The organism is Caulobacter sp. SL161 (genome assembly GCF_026672375.1).
In the GTDB taxonomy this organism is placed as follows: Bacteria; Pseudomonadota; Alphaproteobacteria; order Caulobacterales; family Caulobacteraceae; genus Caulobacter.
In genome coordinates this window covers 3474092-3493801 of record NZ_JAPPRA010000001.1, presented here as the reverse complement: position 1 = coordinate 3493801, position 19710 = coordinate 3474092, and the positions used below count along the sequence as shown (strand labels likewise).

The following is a 19710-nucleotide window of genomic DNA, read 5'->3' as shown; positions in this document are numbered from 1 at the left end:
GGGGCCCGGCTCTACCCCCGGCTTCCGCCGGGGTTCGGCCGGGATGACACGGAGTTTTTGCAGTCGAGGGCTAGCGGATCGCCATTGGCCATGCGTCGATCCTGCGACTCACGAAACCCGAGACCCGCCATGAAGTCCCTGTTCGCCGCCTCCGCCCTGGTCTTGCTGATCGCCACCGCCGCCCAGGCCGGGCCGCTGAACGTGCCCGCCACGCAGAAGGTGATCAGCGCCCAGCTCGACCGCGACTATCCGGCGCTGGAGGCGCTGTACAAGGACATCCACGCCCACCCGGAGCTCGGCTTCCAGGAGGTCGAGACCGCCAAGAAGCTGGCCGCGCAGATGCGGGCGCTGGGCTTCACCGTCACCGAGGGCGTCGGCAAGACCGGCGTCGTGGCGGTGCTCAAGAACGGCGAGGGCCCCAAGGTGCTGATCCGCACCGAGCTGGACGGCCTGCCGATGCAGGAAAAGTCGGGCCTGGCCTGGGCCAGCCAGGCCACCGCCACCTGGAACGGCGAGAAGGTCTTCGTCGCCCATGCCTGCGGCCACGACATCCACATGGCCGCCTGGGTCGGCGCAGCGCGCCAGCTGGTGGCGATGAAGGCCAAATGGAAGGGTACGCTGGTTTTCGTGGCCCAGCCCTCGGAGGAGACGGTTCGCGGCGCCCGCGCCATGCTGGACGACGGCCTGTGGGACAAGATCGGCGGCAAGCCCGACTACGGCTTTGCGCTGCACGTCGGCTCGGGCCCGGCCGGCGAGGTCTATTACAAGGCCGGGGTGCTGACCTCGACCTCGGACGGCCTCGACATCACCTTCAACGGCCGGGGCGGGCACGGCTCGATGCCCTCGGCCACCATCGACCCGGTGCTGATGGCCGCCCGCTTCACCGTCGATGTGCAGAGCGTGATCAGCCGTGAGAAGGATCCGTCGGCGTTCGGCGTAGTGACGGTCGGCTCGATCCAGGCGGGCAGCGCCGGCAACATCATCCCCGACAAGGCCCGGGTCCGCGGCACGATCCGCACCCAGGACAACGCCGTGCGCGAGAAGATCCTCGACGGCGTGCGCCGCACGGTGAAGGCGGTGACCGACATGGCCGGCGCCCCGCCCGCCGACCTGAAACTGACCCCGGGCGGCAAGATGGTGGTCAATGATGCGGCCCTGACCGACCGCACCGCGGTGGTGTTCAAGGCCGCCTTCGGCGCCCGCGCCGTGGCCCAGGACAAGCCGGGCTCGGCGTCCGAGGACTATTCGGAATTCATCCTGGCCGGCGTGCCGTCCGTCTATTTCGGCCTTGGCGGCTCCGACCCCGCCGAGGTCGCCAAGGCCAAGGCTGAAGGCCGCGAGCTGCCGGTCAACCACTCGCCGTACTTCGCCCCCATGGCCGAGCCGACCATCCGCACGGGGGTCGAGGCGATGACCCTGGCGGTGCTGAATGTGGTGGGGAAGTAGGGGGGGCTGGAGATCCCGATTGGTGTGGCGCTGGGGCTAGTTGTTCAGCGTTTCGTACAGATCGAGCCACTGCGGGTTTTCCGCCTCGATAAGCTCGAGCTTCCAGGCGCGCCGCCACCGCTTGATGCGCTTCTCGTAGATAATGGCGTCGCTGATCTCCGCGAACTCCTGATACCAGACGAGCTTCGTAACCCCATACTTTGCGGTGAAGCCTCTGGGCGCCCCCTCGCGGTGCTGCCAGACGCGGCGCGCAAGATCGCCGGTGACGCCTATGTACAGTGTGCCGTTCCGTCCGCTCGCCAGGATGTAGACGAAGTAAGAGCGCATCGAGAAAATGTAATCTTAGATTGCATTTCCTGCAATCTGCTCGTGTCATCCCGGCCGGAGCGCGAAGCGCGGAGCGCCGGGACCCAGGGGCGGCGGGCGCAGCGTTTCTTCACCCCCTGGGTCCCGGATCGGCCCTCCGGGCCGTCCGGGATGACACGGTTTTGGGGACCCTTTCACGGGGTTATCCCTACCCCTCCGCTGCACAGTTCTCCCGGATGAACTCCATGTGTCCCGGCATCACCTCGGCGGAGCGGGCGATGACCGCCTTGATCTCGGCCATGCGGGCCTTGAACAGGCCCTCGTTCATGCAGTCGACCATCGGGTCGTAGCTCTCCGGGATGATCCCCTGGCCGATGAACACCGCGAACCACGAGGTGTCGTTGAACAGCTCGTCGTTCTCGCGGAACACCCGGCCCGAGCCTTTGAAGAGCTCGATCTTGTCGGCCAGATAGTCTGGGATCGGCATCTCGCGCAGATAGTCCCAGTAGGGGGTGTCGCTGCGCGCCGTGGCCTTGAAGTGCAGGATGATGAAGTCCCGGATCTTCTCGTACTCGAACGTCATGGTCCGGTTGTAGCGGTCGATGTCGGCCTGCCGGAAATGGCGGTCGGGGAAGTGGGCCAGGAGGCGCGCGATGCCGACCTGGATCAGATAGATCGACTGGCTTTCCAGCGGCTCCATGAACCCCGCCGACAGGCCGATGGCCACGACATTGCCGTTCCAGCTCTTCTTGCGGCGGCCCGGCGTGAAGCGGATCAGGTTCGGGTCGGCCAGGGGCTCGCCGTCCAGCTGGCTGAGCAGGTCGGCCAGGGCCTCGTCGTCGCTGACATGCCGGCTGGAATAGGCGTAGCCGTTGCCGAGGCGATGCTGCAGCGGGATGCGCCATTGCCAGCCGTGCGGCCGGGCCGTGGCCCGCGTCACCGGCGACATCGAGCCGCCCAGCGTGCAGGGCATGGCCATGGCCCGGTCGTTCAGCAGCCACTGCGACCAGTCCTCATAGCCGGTCTTCAGGGTCTGCTCGATCAGCAGGCCCCGAAAGCCCGAGCAGTCGATGAAGAGATCGCCCTCGATAACCTGGCCGCTCTCCAGCGTCACCGAGGTGACGTGGCCGCTCTGACCGTCCTGCTGGACCGAGGCGATCTTGCCCTCCTGCCGGGTGACGCCGCGCGCCTCGGAGTATTCCCGCAGGAACCTGGCGTAGAGCCCGGCGTCGAACTGGAAGGCGTAGGCGATCTGGCCCAGCGGCGAGTTGGCCTGGCCGTTGGGGCGCATGAACTTGCTCTGCCGCGCGCCCACGGTCTGCAGGCTGTAGGCGCCCAGATCGTCGTCCAGGCCCATGGCCCGCAGTTTCAGCCAATAGGCGTGGAACGACACGCCCTCCATGTCGACGCCATAGGGGCCGAACGGATGGTGATAGGTGTGGCCGATCCGCTGCCAGTCGACGAAGTCGATGCCCAGCTTGAAGGTCGCCTTGGTCTTTCGGACGAAGTCGTTTTCGTCCAGCCCCAGCATCCGGTTGAAGATGTTGATCTGCGGGATGGTCGACTCGCCGACGCCGACCGTGCCGATGGCCTCGGACTCGACCAGGGTGACCTTGGTGTAGCCGTCCTTGAGAAAGCGCCCCAGGGCGGCGGCGGTCATCCAGCCGGCGGTGCCGCCGCCGACGATGACGATGCGGCGCAGGCGGTGGTCGTGGGTCATGCTTTGAGCTCGGAAGCGGCGCAGTAGCGGGCGATGAACTGATCGTGGGTCGGCAGGGCCTGCGCCGTCTGGCGGATCATCCCGGCCAGCCGCGACAGCTGGGTCTTCAGGAACGTCTCGTCGAAGGCGTCGACCAGCGGATCGTGCCGGCGCGGCGTGATCCCCTGGCCTAGCAGCACGGCGATCCAGCTCGCCTCGGCGAAGAGATCAAGGTCCGACGGGAACAGGCGCCCGGAGGCGGCGAAGAGGTCGATCTTGCGCTGCAGGCTCTCGGGGATGTCCATCTGGCGGGCGCGCACCCAGTAGGGCTCGCTGCGGGCGTTGGCCTTGAAGTGCAGGATGATGAAGTCGCGGATCAGCTCGACCTGCAGGGCGGTCAGGCGGTTGTACTCGGCGATCTCGACAGGGTCGAAGCCCCGGTCGGGGAACAGGGCCAGAAGCTTGGTGATCCCCGCCTGGATCAGGTGGATCGAGGTGCTTTCCAGCGGCTCGAGGAAGCCCGACGACAGGCCGATGGCGACCACGTTCTTGACCCAGGCGGCCTTGCGGCGCCCGGCCTGGAACCGCAGGAAGTTCGGCTCGGCCAGGGGCTCGCCGTCCAGGGTGGCGCGCAGGCGGGCCACCGCGTCCTCGTCGCTGATGTCGCGGCTGGAATAGACATAGCCGTTGCCCGTGCGGTGCTGCAGCGGGATGCGCCAGCGCCAGCCGGCCGCATCGGCCGTGGCGCGGGTGTAGGGGGTCAGGCCATCGCCGCCGGTCACGCAGGGCATGGCCACGGCCCGGTCGTTGGGCAGCCAGTGGCTCCAGTCGTCATAGCCGGCCTGCAGGGTCTGCTCGATCAAGAGACCCCGGAAGCCCGAGCAGTCGACGAAGAGATCGGCCTCCAGCACCCGGCCGTCGTCCAGGGTCACCCCGGTGACGAAGCCCGTTTCGCCGTGCTGCTGGACACTGGCGACCTTTCCCTCGACGCGGGTGACGCCGCGCGGCTCTGAATAGTCGCGCAGGAACTTCGCATAGAGGCCCGCGTCGAAGTGGAAGGCGTATTTCAGGCTCGACAGCACCTGGCCCGGGTCCTTCGACGGCGGGGCGAAGCGGTTCAGGTGGGCGGCCTGGGCCGACAGGTTGAAGGCGTCGATCGGCGGCGCCCAGCCCGCGTGATGGGCGCGCAGCCAGACCTGGTGGAACTTCACCGCCTCGATATCCAGGCCAAAGCTCCCGAACGGATGCAGGTAGCGGTGGCCCGGGCCCATCCAGTCGACGAACTCGATGGCCAGCTTGAAGCTGGCCTTGGTGGCCCGCATGAACGCGGCCTCGTCCAGGCCCAGGATCTGGTTGAACGTGGTGATCGGCGGGATCGTCGCCTCGCCGACGCCCACGGTGCCGATCTGTTCGGACTCCACCAGGGTGACGGCGGTGGTCTTGGGCAGGGCCTTGGCCAGAGCGGCCGCCGTCATCCAGCCGGCCGTGCCGCCGCCGACGATCAGGACGCTGCGGATGGGGGAGGGGGTCATGCGTGGGCTCCCCGCGCCGCGCGGGCCCCCACCTGACCTACTCCGCAGGTCGTCCGCCCCCGGAGGGGGCAGAAGGAAGACCTTCCTCCCCCTCTGGGGGAGGGGGGCCGCCGAACGGCGGTGGAGGGGGCTTGGGGGAAGGCTTCAAACACGCGGCATCGCCTCCGCCGCCTGGTCCAGCATGGCCTTCATCCGGCCCAGCATCTCGCGCGTACGCTCCGCGCCAAGCCGGTCGGCCAGCGGGTCCCAGCGCTTGGGGACGACCCCGCGCGCCAGGAAGGCGTGGATCCAGGCGCTTTCGGGCCAGGCCTCGTCGTCATAGGTGACCACGCGGCCCCGGCTCTCGAACTGCTCGATCTTGCGGGCCAGGGTCGCGGGCGGATCCGACAGATCGCCCCAGCGCAGGATGGCCATGTCGCGGGCGCGCTCCAGGGCCGACTCGGCCAGGCGGTTGTACTCGGCCACGGCGGCGGGGCCGGTGGGAAAGAGGGCGATCAGGCGCGAGACGTCGCCCTGCAGCCGGTGCAGGTCGCCGCCGTCGCCCGCGCCAAGGACGCCATAGGCGGCGCCGACCGCGACGGTGTCGCCGACCATGGCCTGGGCGATGCGACCGGTCTTGGCCGGCGCTGGCGCGAAGGTCGAGACGAGGCTGTCCTGCGTCAGGGCGACGCCGTTCGGCAGCCAAGCGCTCCAGTCGGTCCAGGCCTCGCGCGCGACCATCAAGCCTTCGCCGCCCGAGGCGTCGACCTTGAGGTCGGCGTCGGGGCGGCCGTCCGCCCCCGGCGCCGGCGGCCAGGGCGACGCGCTTGAGGAGCGCGGCATAGCTCGCCGCGTCCAGGGTCAGGCCATGGCTCAGGGTCGACAGCGGCGAGCGCGGATCGGGGCTGGCGGGCGCGAAGCGGCCGCGCGCGGCGGCCAGGGCGGCCAGGCTCCAGTCGCTGAGCGCCCCGGGGCGACCGGCGGCCAGCCAGTAGTGGTGGAAGGCCACGCCGTCGATGCCGACGCCGGTCTCGCCGAACGGTTCGACCGCCGCGCCGTAGCGCGCGGCCAGGCGCGGCCGGGCCTGGGCGTCCTTGGCCAAGACCTCGGCGCTGATCCCGAGCCGGGCGTGCAGGCCCTGCAGCGAGGGCAGGGCGGCGATCCGGCCTGACGGCGGCGGGGCGGTCTCGGCGACCAGCACCTCGGCCAGTCCCTTGGTCGCGGTGGCCAGGGCGGCGGCGGTCATCCAGGCGTCGATCCCGGCGCCGACGATCAGAACCCGCCTCATGCCGGAGTCCTCGCCTGCGCCATCGCACGCAGGAACGCCTCGTGGGTCGGCATGGCCTCGACGGTGCGGCTCACAGCGGACGAGAGGTCAGCCATGATCTTCGCCGTGCGGGCCGGATCGCTGGCCGCGACCAGAGGGTCATGGCCTTGCGGCAGGATGTTCTGGCCAAGATAGACGGCCAGCCACGAGGGCTCGAGGAAGAAGCCGTCCTTGTAGCCGACGACAGCACCGCGCTCGCGGAACAGCGCCATCTTGTAGGCCAGGCTGTCGGGGATCGGCCCCTCGCGGCGCTCGATCCAGAACGGGGAGTCGTCGCGCTGGTTGGCGTGATAGTGCAGCACCAGAAAGTCGCGGATCCGCTCGAACTCGAGATCCATCACCCGGTTGTACTCGTCCTGGTCGGCCGGCTCGAAACCGCGATGCGGGAACAGTTCCAAGAGGGTGGTGACCGCCACCTGGATCAGGTGGATCGAGGTGCTCTCCAGCGGCTCGAGGAAGCCTGACGACAGGCCGACGGCGACGACGTTCTTGAACCATTGTTTCTTGCGGCGGCCGGTGACGAACCGCAGGAAACGCGGGTCCTGCTGCAGCTCGCCGTCCAGGTTCTCGACTAGAGCGCGGGCGGCCTCGTCGTCGCTGACATAGCTGGAGCAATAGACATGGCCGTTGCCCACCCGGTGCTGCAGCGGGATGCGCCAGCGCCAGCCGAACCTGTCGGCGGTGGCGCGGGTGTAGGGCGTGGGCGCCTCGACCGACGCGCAGGGGGCGGCCACGGCCCGGTCGCACGGCAGCCACTGGGTCCAGTCCTCATAGCCGGCCTGCAGGGCGCCTTCGATCAACAGACCCCGGAAGCCCGAGCAGTCGACGAAGAGATCGCCCTCGACCACCCGGCCGTCCTCCAGGGTGACGCCGGTGACGAAGCCGTCGTCGGGCCGCTGCTTGACGCTGGTAATCTTGCCCTCGGTGCGGGTCACGCCCCGCGCCTCGGAATAGGCCCGCAGGTACTGGGCGTAGAGGCTGGCGTCGAACTGGTAGGCGTAGTTGAAGGTCGAGCCCAGCGAGCGCGGATCAGAAGAGGGCGGGGCGAACTTGCCCGCCAGGCTGGCCATGATCGGCAGGCTGTAGGTCTCGATGGGCCCGGCCTCGCCCCGCGCCCGGGCCGCCAGCCAGTGCTGGTGGAACGGCAGGCCGTCGATCGCGTGTCCATAGGCGCCGAAGGGGTGGATATAGGCCTCACCCTTGCGCCCCCAGTCGCAGAACTGGATGCCCAGCTTGATGGTGGCCTGGGTCTTGCGCATGAAGTCGGCCTCGTCGAGGCCGAGCCGGGCGTTGAAATAGCGGATATGCGGGACGGTGGCCTCGCCGACGCCGACCGTGCCGATCTCGGCGGACTCGATCAGCTCGATGGTGATCGGCAGACCTTTGAGAACAGCGGCCAGGCCCGAGGCGCTGATCCAGCCGGCCGTGCCGCCGCCGACGATGACGATCTTGCGGATAGGGTCCATGACGCGACCTTAGAGGCGGGCGCAGGGGGTAGAAAAGGGCATGCCCCCAACCGGCGCGCACGCCGCCCACGGCTTGACCGCTTGGGTCCTCATCCCGCCTTCCCCCCGATACGCGGCCTCCTCAAAACGACGGCCGTCTTTCAATCCAGAAATTGACAACGCTGTCTGGCGTTGTCATCGTTATTGTTACCGGACGTTCAGAATCCGGACATTGCGCGGCCTGACCACGAATGGGGAGGTGACCAGGATTTGAGGCTTTGGCGCGCGAGCCCGTGTGCGGGCGGCGGCCACTACCCCAAATGGTAACGTTCCCATTCCTTATGGCTAAACGACTTGGGCGTTTGTGACAACGCTTGACGCCAGGTGGTCAGTCGTGTGATCTGACCACAATGGTCACGGTAACATGATCAATGGTAGCGCTACCTTGCTACCAACAACAAATGGGGAGGTGGATAAAATGGGCACGGCCAATAGGCTGTCCGCCGGGGGCGGACGCAATTCCTTCACGACGCGACTGAAGTACGGAGCCTCGATGCTGGCGCTGGGCGCGCTGGTCGTCGGCGCGCCGGCCATGGCGCAGACCGCGAAAAGCGAAAACCAGACGGTCGACGAAGTCATCGTCACCAGCATCAAGCAGAGCCTCAAGAGCAGCCAGCAGCTGAAGCAGTCGTCGGAAATCATCGGCGACTCGATCACCGCCGAAGACATCGGCGCCCTGCCGGACCGCTCGGTCACCGAAGCGCTACAGCGCGTTCCGGGCGTGGCCATCAACCGCTTCGCCGCCAGCGTCGACCCCGACCACTTCTCGGTCGAAGGCTCGGGCGTGGTGGTGCGCGGTCTGAATTTCATCCGTTCGGAACTGAACGGCCGCGACACCTTCACGGCCAACAACGGCCGCATCCTCAGCTTCGCCGACGTTCCGGCCGAGCTGATGGGCGGCGTCGACGTGTTCAAGAGCCCGTCGGCCGACATGATCGAAGGCGGCATCTCGGGCACGGTGAACCTGCGCACGCGCCTGCCGTTCGACAGCAACAAGCGCATCCTGTCGATGTCGGCGGAAGCCAGCTATGGCGACCTCGTCAAGGCTTGGAAGCCGACCTATTCGTTCCTCTACAGCGACCGCTTCGAAACCAACATCGGTCAAGTCGGCGTCCTGGCCAGCTTCGTGCATTCCGAGCTGTCCAGCCGCAACGACGCCATCCAGATCTCGAACTTCGGCTGCCGCACGAACCTTGGCCAAGCCGTCTCCAACTGCGGCAACGGCACGAAGGGCGTGTGGTTCCCGCGCGGCGCGGCGATGCGCTCGACCGAGAACGACCGCAAGCGCCAGGGCCAGGCCCTCGCCCTGCAGTGGAAGAGCAACGACGGCACGATGCAGGCCGCGTTCCAGTACCTGAACTCCAAGTCGCGGACCAAGTGGACCGAGCGCGCCATCGAAATCGCCACCGACAACGTCGCCGGCAACGGTGACTCGCGTCCGGCGGCCGGCACGACGTTCAGCTTCGACGAAGACGGCGTGTTCACCAACGGTGTCATCACCGGCACGACCGGCTGGCGTTCCGACCAGTTCTCGTCCGATCCGCGCACGCCGATCGACGGTCTGCAGTCGAACAACATCCGTCGCGACGAGAACAACACCAACCAGACCACCGACTATGGCTTCAACTTCAAGTGGACGCCGAACGAGCACTGGGGCGTCCAGTTCGACGCCCAGCACGTCGACTCCAAGGTCGATGCGCTCAGCATGGGTATCTGGGGCTCCAGCTTCCAGAACGCGGCCATCACGCTGAACGGCAACAAGCTGCCGGACGTCAGCTTCACGGCGCCGGCGAATGGCGTGACTCAGTCCAACTGTTCGCCGTTCAACAACAACTGCCCGTCCTATGCGCGCGGCGCCAACGGCAACCTCGCCGCCGCCTACAACAGCTTCTGGCGCTCGGCGATGGACCACTTCGAGAAGTCGGAGGGCACCGAAGACGCCGCCAAGATCGACGTCGAATACAAGTTCCGCAACGACACCTGGTTCGACTCGGTCAAGGCCGGCGTTCGCTGGTCGGAGCGGGATCAGACGACCCGCTTCTCGTCCTACAACTGGGGGCGTCCTCAGCGAAATCTGGGGCAACAACGGCCCGGTGTGGTTCGACGATCCGATCAACGGCAACCCGGCCGTGGCCGGCGGCGACACCAGCGTCGGCCGGGTCGAGCTGTACGGCTTCGACAACTTCATGCGGGGCAAGATCGCCTCGCCGGTCGGTGACGGCCGCCTGTTCTTCAGCCGCAACACCGCCGACAACTACGATCTGGTTTCCAAGTTCGCCCTGTCGGTCGGTGACGAGTGGCGGGCGCGCCTCGCCGGCAACTGCCCGCAGAACTGGGTGCCTTCGGCCCAGCGTTGCGGCGTGATCCCGGGGACGCCGTTCCGTCCGCAGGAAATCAACCCCGTCAACGAGGTGACCAAGTCGGCCTATCTCATGACCCGGTTCAAGGGCGAGAGCGGCGACCTGCAGATCAGCGGTAACGTCGGCCTGCGCTACACCAAGACGACGCGCCAGTCGGACGGCTTCCTGGCCTTCCCGATCGCGACGGGCCTGTCTTCGGACCAAGAGTGCGTCGCTCAGTTCACCGAATGGCAGGGTCGCCCCGAGCCGAAGGCTCCGTTCGTGCCCTCGTCTTTCTGCAGTCTGACGCCGCAGGTCCGCGCCGCCGCTCGGGCCTGGCAGAACGGCGCCACGGTGCCCAGCTCGGTCAAGACCTCGTTCGAGTACTGGCTGCCCAGCCTCAACCTGAAGGTCATGGCTCCGCACGGTCTGCAGTATCGCCTGGGCCTGTCCAAGACGATGACGCCGCCCGACATCGGCCTGACGCGCAACTACTATAACCTGTCGCTGAACACGAACTTCGACGGCATCACCAACGGTCAGCCCTCCGGCAACGTCACGGTCGGCAACCCGTACCTGAAGCCGACGACCTCGAAGAACGTCGACGCCTCGGTCGAATGGTACTTCGCGCCGGTCGGCTCGTTGACGCTGGCTCTGTTCTACAAGGAGCTGAACGACGTCGCCGCCAACACGACGGTGCGTCTGCCGTTCACCAACAACGGCGCCACGTTCAGCGCCCTGGTGACGACGCCGGGCAACTCGGATCAGACGGGCAAGATCAAGGGCTTCGAAGTCGGCTACCAGCAGTTCTACGACTTCCTGCCCAAGCCCTTCGACGGTCTCGGCGTCAACGCCAACTTCAGCTATATCGAGAGCGAGGGCGTGCCGCAAAGCACCCTGTCGGCCACCGACCCCGATGTCGGCGCCGGCCGCGTGACCACGGTCGACACCAGCAAGCTGCCGCTGCAGGGCCTGTCGAAGTACAACGCCAACCTCGCGGTCATCTACGAGAAGAACAAGGTCTCGGCGCGTCTGGCCTACAGCTGGCGTTCGGACTTCCTGCTCACCGTCCGCGACGTGATCGTGCCGTACGCGCCGATCATGAACGAGGCGACCGGTCAGCTGGACGGTTCGTTCTTCTACACGGTCAACGACAAGATGAAGATCGGTGTCCAGGGCGTGAACCTGCTGAACGAAACCACGCGCGCCACCCAGGTGCTCAACAGCGACCTGCTCAAGACCGGCCGCTCGTGGTTCATGAACGACCGGCGCTACACGTTCGTCGTGCGCGCCAGCTTCTAGTTCCGTCGAAACCCGGCCTGAGGCGTTCGCCTCGGGCCGGGGATCGCGGAAGAGTTTCGTCGACGCCTTCTTTCCGTTTCGGAGGTCCGCGGCGGGGCTCGGTTACTCCTGCCAACTTTTTCACGCGCATCGTCCCTCGTAACGGTGCGCGTTTTTCTTGGAGTGCGTGTCATGACCCTGTCCCGTCGCGACCTTCTCGCCGCCGGCGCCGCCAGCGCCCTGGCGGGCCCGGCCCTGGCCGCCGACGGACCCTCGTTGCGCGAGCTGGCCCAGGCCAAGGGCGTCGCGTTCGGCAGCGCCGTCGGCGCCGGCCCCAAGGGTTCGATCACCGGCTCCTTCGAGGACGCTCGGTATCGCGAGATCCTGGCCCGTGAGTGCGGCGTGCTGGTCCATGAAAACGAGCTGAAATGGTACGTCCTGCGCGCGCGCGGCCCCCAGGGCTTCGACTTCGAGCGCGCCGACCGCATCGCCGACTTCGCCAAGGCCAACGGCCAGGCCCTGCGCGGCCACACCCTGCTGTGGCACCATCCGCAGTGGTTCCCCGACTGGGTGAAGCGCCACGACTTTGGGGCCAAGCCCGCCGAGGCCGCCGCCAAGATGGTCACCCAGCACATCCAGGCCCTGTGCCAACGCTATCCGCAGATGATCTCGTGGGACGTGGTCAACGAGACGGTCGATCCAGCCGACGGTTCGATCCGCTCGACCTTCCTCTCCGACGCCATGGGCAAGGAAGAGGTGCTGGACCTGTCGTTCCACGTGGCCCGCGAAGCCGCGCCCAAGGCCCGCCTCGTCTACAACGACTATATGAGCCAGGAGGCCGGCAACGAGAAGCACCGCTATGGCGTGCTCAAGCTGCTGGAAGGCTTCAAGAAACGCGGCACGCCGGTCGACGCCCTGGGCGTGCAGAGCCACATCGGCGCCGAAAACGCCGACAGCTTCACCGGCTTTGGCAAGCCGCAGGAGAAGGCGTGGACCGCGTTCCTGAACGACGTCACCGGCATGGGCTATGACCTCTTGGTCACCGAGTTCGATGTCCACGACAAGGGCCTGCCCTACGACTTTGGCCCGCGCGACGCGGCGGTGGCGGCCTATGGCAAGGCCTTCCTCGACCAGATGCTGAGCTATCGCCAGACCAAGGAGATCCTGGCCTGGGGTCTGGTCGACAAGTACTCGTGGCTGCAGGGCCGCTGGCCGCGCCAGGACGGCCAGCCCAAGCGTCCGACCCTCTATGACGACACCTATCAGCCCAAGCCCCTGCGCGAGGCGGTGGCCGCGGCGCTGAAGGCCGCGCCGGCGCGGTAGGGCGAGACACGATCAGTAACCCGATCTCCCCGGCGAACGCCGGGGCCCAGATCGTAAGGCTCAAGGCGTTCAAGGACGGCCTCTACCCGGGATGCATCTGGGTCCCGGCATTCGCCGGGAAGGTCGGGAGGAGTAAGGCGGATGATCCGAACGGCAATGATCTTGGCCCTGCTGGCCACCCCCGCGCTGGCGCCGCTCACAGTCCAAGCCGCGCCGCGGACGGCCCAGTTTTCGAACTTCGTCTATGAGGGCTCCGACCCGTCGGACGTGGTCAAGGCCGGCCCCGGCCAGTACCGCAACCCGGTCGTCCAGGGCTTCTATCCCGACCCCAGCGTGACGCGGGCGGGCAAGGACTTCTATCTGGTCAACTCGACCTTCGCCTGGTTCCCGGGCCTGCCGGTCTTCCATTCCACCGACCTCGTCCACTGGAAGCAGATCGGCAACGCCATAGACCGGCCCGGCATGCTGGACTTCAAGCGGCTTGGCCTGTCGCGCGCGGTGTTCGCTCCGGCGATCCAGGCCCATCAGGGGATGTTCTACATCCTCAACACCTGCGTCGACTGCGGCGGCAACTATCTGATCACCGCCAAGGACCCCAAGGGGCCGTGGTCCGATCCGGTCTGGCTGCCCAAGGTCGGGGGCATCGATCCCTCGATCTTCTTCGACGACGACGGCCGCGTGTGGATCGTCAACAACGACGGGCCGCCGGGCCCGCCCGAATATCCGGGCCACCGCGCCCTCTGGATCCACGAATACGACCCCAAGACCCAGACGACCATCGGTCCTGCCACGCTTTTGCTGAACAAGGGCGTCGATCCCTCAACCAAGCCGATCTGGCCCGAGGGGCCGCACATCCTGAAGAAGGACGGCTGGTACTATCTGACCGCCGCCGAGGGCGGCACGGCCGAGGGCCACAGCCAGGTGGTGCTGCGCTCGAAGTCGGTCACCGGGCCTTATGTTCCGTATAAGGACAATCCGATCCTGACCCAGCGCGACCTGCCGCGCGACCGGCCGCTGCCGATCACCTCGGCCGGCCACGCCGACATCGTCGACACGCCGGACGGCCAGTGGTGGGCGACCTTCCTGGCTGTGCGCCCCTATGGCGATGATCTCTACAACACCGGCCGCGAGACCTTCCTCTTGCCGGTCGAGTGGAAGGACGGCTGGCCGGTGATCCTGGAGAACGGCAAGACCATCCCCCATGTCGCCGACGCGCCCAAGCTGCCGGCGCTGCAGACCGCCCCGACCTCGGGCCCGTTCAAGGCGGCCGAGACCTTCGACGGTCCCGAACTGCCCCTGAACTGGATGACCATGCGCATCCCCAGCAAGCGCTGGTGGAGCGTCAAGGACGGGGCGCTGAGCCTGGAGGCCCGCAAGGACAAGCTGGGCGGCCATGAGCAGCCCTCGATCTGGGCCCGCCGCCAGCAGCATATGAACGCCAGCGTCAGCACGACCGTCCGCTTCGACCCCAAGGCCGACGGCGACAAGGCGGGCCTGGTGGCGGTGCAGAGCGACGACTTCTACTGGTTCGTGGGTCTCTCGCGCGCCGGCGGCCAGATCGTGGTCCGGGTCGAGAAGCGGACGGGCAAGGACGATCCGGTCGACGGCGTGGTGGTGGCCCAGGCGCCGGTGGCGCTGAAGCCTGGCCAGGGCCTGGACCTGAAGATCGCCGTGCGCGGCGGGACCATGGACTTCGCCTACGCCGCCAAGCCTGGCCTGTGGGAGACGCTGCAGGCGGGGGCGGACGCCACGACCCTCAGCACCAAGGTGGCCGGCGGGTTTGTCGGGACCATGCTGGGCGTCTACGCCCATGGGGTGGAGGAGTAGGGGGGGCTATAGGTTCCCTCTCCCAAAGGGAGAGGGCGGGGCCCGCCGCGAAGCGGTGGGAGGGAGAGGGGTTATGAGGTTTGACGGCGTGCCGGCGCTCCGTCGGACGCTGTAACCCCTCTCCCCAACCCTCTCCCTGTGGGAGAGGGCGCCGGGTTTACCAGCGAAACGCCCCCGCCCTCACCGATACCGATAGAGCTTCACCCGCTGCACCCCGAACTCGGTCGGCGGCAGGCGGATGTGGCGGCCCTGGTGGGTCTGGTCGCCGTTCAGCCAGCGGCCGTCGACCCACTGGCCGTTCTCGAAGCGCAGCTCGCGCACCGTCTCCAGGCCCACCGACCCGTCCTTCGTGGCGAAGGTCATTGTGATCCCTCGACCGGCGACGATGAATTCGTCCGGACCCGTCTGGATCACCAGACCGCCGTGGGCGGCGTAGTCCTGTTTGTCCTTGGGCGTCCAGGGATCGACCACCGTCACCGTGAAGTCCCAGGGACCGAAGCTGGCCTTGCGCGGCGTCAGGTCCACCGTCCCGTCATAGGCCACCGGCGCGCGGAAGCCGCGCATGGTCTTGCCGCCGTCGTGGGTGGTGATCAGGGGCGTCAGCTGGTCGAGCAGCCGATAGGCCGCGCCCAGGGTCTTCACGCCCTCGGGCGGCAGATGCTCGATCGAGAAGGGCGAGAAGCCGATCGCGTCATGCTCGCCGATGGCCCAGAAGGCGTTGCCCGGCGCGGGCGTCTTGCCGGCCTGGTCGGCCTCGGGGATGAACAAGGGCTGGTCGGGCCGATCGTACGGCGGCATCCATTCGGTGAAGTTGGGGTAGTAGATGTCCGGCGAGAGCATGTCCAAGGACGGCGCGGCCGCCCGCCACAGGTCGATCAGGTGGGGCAGGGGGCCGGCGCTGGGATAGCCGCCCGGAACCGCGCCCGGACGCGGCAGGGCCGCGTTGACGAACATCGGCAGGTCGTAGGCCTTCTTGCCCGCCGCCGCCAGCGCCTCGACATAGCGGCCGAAGGTCCAGGCCTGCCAAAGCTCGTCGGTGGCCAGAGACGCGCCGAACACCTCTTCCCAGGTCCCGGTCTTCTTGCCCTTGATCTGGCCGCTCAGCACCTTGAGGGCGGCGGCCGGCACGGGCTTGTTGTAGTCGGCCTCGGCGGCCTTGGAGCGGTCGCGCGCCTCCGGCAGCATGCCGATCTCGTTCTCGACCTGGACCATCAGGACGGTGCGCTTGTCGCCGTCGACGGCCTTCAGGTGGGCCATCATGGCGGCGAAGGCCTTGGCGTCGGCGTCGCGGGTGGCCGGATAGGAGGCGCTGAGGATCTCCACCGCCTTGCCCTCTCCCGTGCGGGCGTAGGGGAAGCGGTCCGGGGCGCGCTTCACCCAGGCCGGGGTGTAGGTCGACATGCTGTTCTTCCAGGCCCCGAACCACAGCAAAACCAGCCGCATGTCGTGGGCGCGGGCCTGCTGGATCATGCCGTCCAGGACCGTGAAGTCGAACTTGCCCTCGACCGGCTCGACCTGCTCCCAGGCGACCGGGGCCAGCACGGTGTTGAGGTTGGCGGCCTTCATCACCGCCCAGTGGCCGGACAGGTCCTTGAGGTCCGAGCTTGAGGAGTTACCCAGCTCGCCGCCCAGGATCAGGTACGGCTTGTCATTGACCAGCAGGCGATGGACGCCGTCGATCTTGGCGATCCGGGGTGCGGGCTCGGCGTGGGCGGACGCGGCGGAGACGCCCAGAAGCAGGGCGGCGAGGGCGGGAGCGAGGCGATGCATGGTGAGGTCAGATGAAGGCGGCGAACTTGTAAGATCAATACCGAAAGTGGCCGACCGGGCGAAAATTGTTAGCGGTATCGGCGGGGCGTTCTGGGGGGCTGAACGGGCGGGGGGACGCCCCCTCCGTCACGCCGCGTACTCGCGGCGCGCCACCTCCCCCGCAAGCGGGGCAGGAGGGGAGTCAGTATCCTCCTCACCCATGCAGCGGGGGAGGTGTCGCGCGGCGGAGCCGCGTGACGGAGGGGGCGCTCAAACTTTCGCCGCGAAGTTCAGCTCAAGGATCGCTACGGTGTCGCGCCCTGACACCAGCTTCGAGTCTAGAAAGACCCATGCGCCTTCTTGCTTCTCTCGCCCTCACGGCCGCTCTCGCCGCCGGCGCCGCCCACGCCCAGGTCACGCCGTCCGCCCCGCCGCAGCTGAACGCCGGCCCCTCGGCCGCCGCGACCGCGGGCAAGGCGTTCCTGGCCAACAACGCCAAGGCGCCGGGCGTGGTCGCCCTGCCGTCGGGCCTGCAGTACAAGGTCATCGCCTCGGGCCCCAAGGACGGTCCCTCGCCGAAGCTGGGCGACATCATCAAGGTCAATTACGAGGGCAAGCTGCTGAGCGGCGCGGTCTTCGACAGCAGCTTCGCGCGCGGCAAGGCGGCGATCATGCCCGCCGACGGCCTGATCCAGGGCTGGCTGGAGGCCCTGCCGCTAATGAAGGTCGGCGACGAGTGGACGCTCTTCATCCCGCCGGAGCTGGGCTACGGCTCGCGCGACATGGGCGAGATCCCGCCCGACAGCACGCTGGTGTTCCGCCTGAAGCTGGAGGGGATGCTGTCGGTGGATTGATCTAAAATCCTCCCCCCAGCGGGGGAGGCGGCCGAAGGCCGGAGGGGGAAGCAACAAGGCCTCAGGACTTCCCCCTCCGTCGGCTTCGCCGACACCTCCCCCGCTAGGGGGAGGATTGCTGAACGCTACTTCCGGCTCTTCATCAGCGGCTGGATCTTGGTCCCGAAGTCCTCGACCCCCTGGACGAAATCATCAAAGGTCAGCAGCACGCCGGCCGTGCCGGGGACCTGCGCGATCTCGTCCATCATCCGGGCGATGCTCTCATAGCTGCCCACCAGCGTGCCCATGTTGAGGTTCACCGCCGACTCCGGAGCGGCCAGTTGCTGGGTGTTGGTGGTCGCGCCGGCCTTGGCGTTGGGGGCGGCCTGCTGGGTGAGCCAGGCCAGGGCCTCCTGGTCGGCGCCGTCGCGGTACTTTTGCCACTTGGCCATCGCCTTCTCGTCGGTCTCGTCGGCGATGATCATGAACAGGATGAACGACTGGACGTCGCGGCCGGTCTTGGCGGCGGCGGCCTCCAGGCGCTGGTTCACCGAGGCGAAGGCGGTCGGGGTGTTGGTGCCTTTGCCCAGGGCGAAGCTGTAGTCGGCGTACTGGGCCGTGAAGGCCAGGCCCTCGTCGGACGAGCCGGCGCAGATCAGCTTGGTCTCCTTCGGGTGCGGGCTGACCCGGCAGTCGTCCATGGTGAAGTACTTGCCCTTGAAGTCCGAAACGCCGGTCTCCAGCAGGTCCTTCAGCACGGTCGTGTATTCGGCCAGGTAGTTATAGCGGTCGGTGTAGTGCGCCTCGCCGGGCCAGAGGCCCATCTGCGAATACTCGGCCTTCTGCCAACCGGTGACCAGGTTCACGCCAAAGCGCCCGGGGGCGATCGAGTCGATGGTCGAGGCCATGCGCGCGACGATGGCCGGCGGGATGGTCAGGGTGGCGACGGTGGCGAAGATCTTGATCCTGGAGGTCACCGCGGCCAGGCCCGCCATCAGGGTGAAGCTCTCCAGATTGTGCTCCCAGAACTGCGTCTTGCCGCCGAACCCGCGCAGCTTGATCATCGAGAGCGCGAAGTCGAAGCCGTATTTCTCGGCCTTCTGGGTGATCTCCTTGTTGAGCTCGAAGCTGGGCATGTACTGCGGCGAGGTCTCGGAGATGAGCCAGCCGTTGTTGCCGATGGGAATGAAGACGCCGACCTGCATGGGATGGGTTCTCTCTTAGTTTGTCATCCCGGCGAAAGCCGGGACCGCCGGACGCTCCGGCGTTTGTTGCGGTCCCGGCTCTCCGCGCTGCGCGCTGCGGCCGGGATGACAGGCAATAGGACGCGTCATCACGTCCCCTCCAGGAACGTCACCAGACCCTCGTTGAAGGTCTCGGGATCGGTGACGGTGAACCCATGCCCGCCCCAGGCGACTTGCTGGAAGTCGGCGTTGGGCAGGCGGCCGGCCAGGCGCTGGGAGCAGCTCATCGGCACCAGCATGTCGTCGGCGCTGGCGCTGATCAGGACGCGGTGGGTGATCTCCTCCAGCCGGGCGTCGATGTCGAAGGCCAGGAGGGCGTTGATCCGCGCCAGCATGACCTCGCGCGGCGGGAAGCTCGCTACGTGGTGGGCTTCCTCGGCCATCAGCCGGGTGTGGTTCCGCGAGATCCAGTCGGCCGGATAGAGGAAGATCGGCTGGGCGTGGACGTAAGGCCCGGGACCGCTGTCGTTCAGCAGATGGATGCGGGTGTCGAAGCAGCGCTTGATGTGCGGATCGGGCCGGCTCCAGCCGTTGACCACCACCAGCTTGGAGAGGCGGTCGGGATGGTCCAGCGCCAGTTGCAGCCCGGCGTTGCCGCCGGCCGCGTGGCCGACCACGTGAGCCTTGGCCAGGCCCAGGGCGTCCATGACCTTGACCATGTCCTCGGCCATGTGGGCGACGGTGTAGCGCGGCGGCAGTTCGCGGACGCTGCGCCCCGTGCCGCGATGGTCGTAGGTGACCACCGGCCAGCGCTGGGTCAGGGCCTGCATCTGCGGCGCCCAGAACGCCCCCGAGCCGCCCAGGCCCGACGACAGCAGCACGACGTCTCTACCGGCGACAGGGCCTCCGTGGAGTTCGTAGAAGATGCCGTCGACGATGCCCGAGGTCATGGCTGGCTACTTCTTGCCCACGTGCGCCACAGACGCGATCTCGACCACGAAGCCGGGCTTCACCAGGCCGCACTGGATGCAGTAACGGGCCGGTTTGTCGCCGGGGAAGTACTCGGCATAGACCTTGTTCATCGGGGCGTAGTGGACCCAGTCGGTCAGGAAGATGTGGTTCATGGTCACGTCCTCCATCGTGCCGCCGGCGGTCTCGATGACGGACTTGATGGTCTCCAGCACCTGGCGGGTCTGGGCCTCGGCGTCGCCGGGGAAGGCGACGTTGTTGTCCTTGTCGAAGGCCAGGGTGCCGCTGACATAGACGACCCCGTCGGCCAGCGTGCCGGGCGAGAAGGGGGCGATGGGCGTCTGGGTCCCGGGCGGGGTGATGACGGTCTTGGGCATGCTCGTCGTTCCTCTTCCAATTCCTAAAGCGTGT

Annotated in this window: 13 protein-coding genes and 5 pseudogenes; 8 read left to right on the top strand and 10 right to left on the bottom strand. The window is 67.5% G+C overall.

From position 1 onward, the window contains the following. Positions 1-129 precede the first annotated feature (129 nt). Positions 130-1446 carry an amidohydrolase gene (locus OVA11_RS17210; RefSeq protein ID WP_268068464.1) on the top strand — a complete coding sequence of 439 codons (1317 nt, stop codon included), beginning with the start codon at positions 130-132 and terminating at the stop codon, positions 1444-1446. A 36-nt stretch (positions 1447-1482) separates the two neighbouring features. On the opposite strand, the gene OVA11_RS17205 is transcribed toward OVA11_RS17210, so the two are convergent. After that, positions 1483-1773, bottom strand: a complete 291-nt coding sequence (locus tag OVA11_RS17205; protein ID WP_268068463.1) for a GIY-YIG nuclease family protein — start codon at positions 1771-1773, stop codon at positions 1483-1485. A 19-nt stretch (positions 1774-1792) separates the two neighbouring features. Here OVA11_RS17205 and OVA11_RS17200 point away from each other — a divergent pair. Further along, positions 1793-1934 (top strand): annotated as a pseudogene (locus tag OVA11_RS17200) (hypothetical protein); the annotation flags it as partial. A gap of 26 nt (positions 1935-1960) precedes the next feature. Here OVA11_RS17200 and OVA11_RS17195 read toward each other — a convergent pair. From OVA11_RS17195 to OVA11_RS17180, 4 genes and pseudogenes are all read right to left on the bottom strand, one after another. Further along, entirely contained in the window at positions 1961-3472 is a 1512-nt protein-coding gene (locus OVA11_RS17195) for a tryptophan halogenase family protein (RefSeq protein ID WP_268068462.1), read from the bottom strand. Continuing rightward, positions 3469-4983, bottom strand: a complete 1515-nt coding sequence (locus tag OVA11_RS17190; RefSeq protein ID WP_268068461.1) for a tryptophan halogenase family protein — start codon at positions 4981-4983, stop codon at positions 3469-3471. Before OVA11_RS17190 ends, OVA11_RS17195 begins: the two co-directional genes overlap by 4 nt. 144 nt (positions 4984-5127) lie before the next feature. Continuing rightward, positions 5128-6250: pseudogene (locus OVA11_RS17185) on the bottom strand (tryptophan 7-halogenase). Beyond that, positions 6247-7755, bottom strand: coding sequence for a tryptophan halogenase family protein (locus OVA11_RS17180; protein WP_268068460.1), 1509 nt, complete (start codon positions 7753-7755; stop codon positions 6247-6249). The pseudogene OVA11_RS17185 and the gene OVA11_RS17180 overlap by 4 nt, the downstream one beginning before the upstream one ends. A gap of 403 nt (positions 7756-8158) precedes the next feature. Here OVA11_RS17180 and OVA11_RS19735 point away from each other — a divergent pair. The 4 genes and pseudogenes from OVA11_RS19735 to OVA11_RS17165 form a co-directional block, all read left to right on the top strand. After that, a pseudogene (locus OVA11_RS19735) lies at positions 8159-9850 on the top strand (TonB-dependent receptor); the annotation flags it as partial. Next, entirely contained in the window at positions 9819-11435 is a 1617-nt protein-coding gene (locus OVA11_RS19730) for a TonB-dependent receptor (protein ID WP_326493065.1), read from the top strand. The pseudogene OVA11_RS19735 and the gene OVA11_RS19730, both read left to right, overlap by 32 nt. 144 nt (positions 11436-11579) lie before the next feature. Beyond that, positions 11580-12737 carry an endo-1,4-beta-xylanase gene (locus OVA11_RS17170; protein WP_268068459.1) on the top strand — a complete coding sequence of 386 codons (1158 nt, stop codon included), beginning with the start codon at positions 11580-11582 and terminating at the stop codon, positions 12735-12737. 141 nt (positions 12738-12878) lie between these two features. Further along, positions 12879-14564 carry a glycoside hydrolase family 43 protein gene (locus tag OVA11_RS17165; RefSeq protein WP_268068458.1) on the top strand — a complete coding sequence of 562 codons (1686 nt, stop codon included), beginning with the start codon at positions 12879-12881 and terminating at the stop codon, positions 14562-14564. A 9-nt stretch (positions 14565-14573) separates the two neighbouring features. Here OVA11_RS17165 and OVA11_RS17160 read toward each other — a convergent pair. After that, positions 14574-14726, bottom strand: a pseudogene (locus OVA11_RS17160) (hypothetical protein); the annotation flags it as partial. An 18-nt stretch (positions 14727-14744) separates the two neighbouring features. Next, complete coding sequence (locus OVA11_RS17155) at positions 14745-16334, bottom strand: GH35 family beta-galactosidase (protein WP_268068457.1); 1590 nt, start codon at positions 16332-16334, stop codon at positions 14745-14747. Between the two features lie 329 nt (positions 16335-16663). On the opposite strand from OVA11_RS17155, the gene OVA11_RS17150 reads away from it, so the two are divergent. Together OVA11_RS17150 and OVA11_RS17145 are read left to right on the top strand one after the other, a co-directional pair. Next, complete coding sequence (locus OVA11_RS17150) at positions 16664-17167, top strand: FKBP-type peptidyl-prolyl cis-trans isomerase (protein WP_268068456.1); 504 nt, start codon at positions 16664-16666, stop codon at positions 17165-17167. A gap of 13 nt (positions 17168-17180) precedes the next feature. Further along, a pseudogene (locus OVA11_RS17145) lies at positions 17181-17284 on the top strand (hypothetical protein); the annotation flags it as partial. An 8-nt stretch (positions 17285-17292) separates the two neighbouring features. Here the strand turns inward: OVA11_RS17145 and rutA are convergent. From rutA to rutC, 3 genes are all read right to left on the bottom strand, one after another. Continuing rightward, positions 17293-18351: a pyrimidine utilization protein A gene (gene rutA / locus OVA11_RS17140; protein ID WP_268068455.1), complete on the bottom strand. Its 1059-nt coding sequence runs from the start codon at positions 18349-18351 to the stop codon at positions 17293-17295. A 128-nt stretch (positions 18352-18479) separates the two neighbouring features. Then, the gene (gene rutD, locus OVA11_RS17135) at positions 18480-19280 is read right to left on the bottom strand and encodes a pyrimidine utilization protein D (protein ID WP_268068454.1); all 801 of its coding nucleotides are present in this window, start codon (positions 19278-19280) and stop codon (positions 18480-18482) included. Between the two features lie 6 nt (positions 19281-19286). After that, the gene (gene rutC, locus OVA11_RS17130) at positions 19287-19676 is read right to left on the bottom strand and encodes a pyrimidine utilization protein C (RefSeq protein ID WP_268068453.1); all 390 of its coding nucleotides are present in this window, start codon (positions 19674-19676) and stop codon (positions 19287-19289) included. Positions 19677-19710: the final 34 nt, after the last annotated feature.

Excerpts from the sequence above, each read along its gene's own strand:
- OVA11_RS17210 (WP_268068464.1), top strand. The coding sequence starts at position 130 with ATGAAGTCCCTGTTCGCCGCCTCCGCCCTGGTCTTGCTGATCGCCACC.
- OVA11_RS17205 (WP_268068463.1), bottom strand. The coding sequence starts at position 1,773 with ATGCGCTCTTACTTCGTCTACATCCTGGCGAGCGGACGGAACGGCACA.
- OVA11_RS17195 (WP_268068462.1), bottom strand. The coding sequence starts at position 3,472 with ATGACCCACGACCACCGCCTGCGCCGCATCGTCATCGTCGGCGGCGGC.
- OVA11_RS17190 (WP_268068461.1), bottom strand. The coding sequence starts at position 4,983 with ATGACCCCCTCCCCCATCCGCAGCGTCCTGATCGTCGGCGGCGGCACG.
- OVA11_RS17180 (WP_268068460.1), bottom strand. The coding sequence starts at position 7,755 with ATGGACCCTATCCGCAAGATCGTCATCGTCGGCGGCGGCACGGCCGGC.
- OVA11_RS17165 (WP_268068458.1), top strand. The coding sequence starts at position 12,879 with ATGATCCGAACGGCAATGATCTTGGCCCTGCTGGCCACCCCCGCGCTG.
- OVA11_RS17155 (WP_268068457.1), bottom strand. The coding sequence starts at position 16,334 with ATGCATCGCCTCGCTCCCGCCCTCGCCGCCCTGCTTCTGGGCGTCTCC.
- OVA11_RS17150 (WP_268068456.1), top strand. The coding sequence starts at position 16,664 with ATGCGCCTTCTTGCTTCTCTCGCCCTCACGGCCGCTCTCGCCGCCGGC.
- rutA (WP_268068455.1), bottom strand. The coding sequence starts at position 18,351 with ATGCAGGTCGGCGTCTTCATTCCCATCGGCAACAACGGCTGGCTCATC.
- rutD (WP_268068454.1), bottom strand. The coding sequence starts at position 19,280 with ATGACCTCGGGCATCGTCGACGGCATCTTCTACGAACTCCACGGAGGC.
- rutC (WP_268068453.1), bottom strand. The coding sequence starts at position 19,676 with ATGCCCAAGACCGTCATCACCCCGCCCGGGACCCAGACGCCCATCGCC.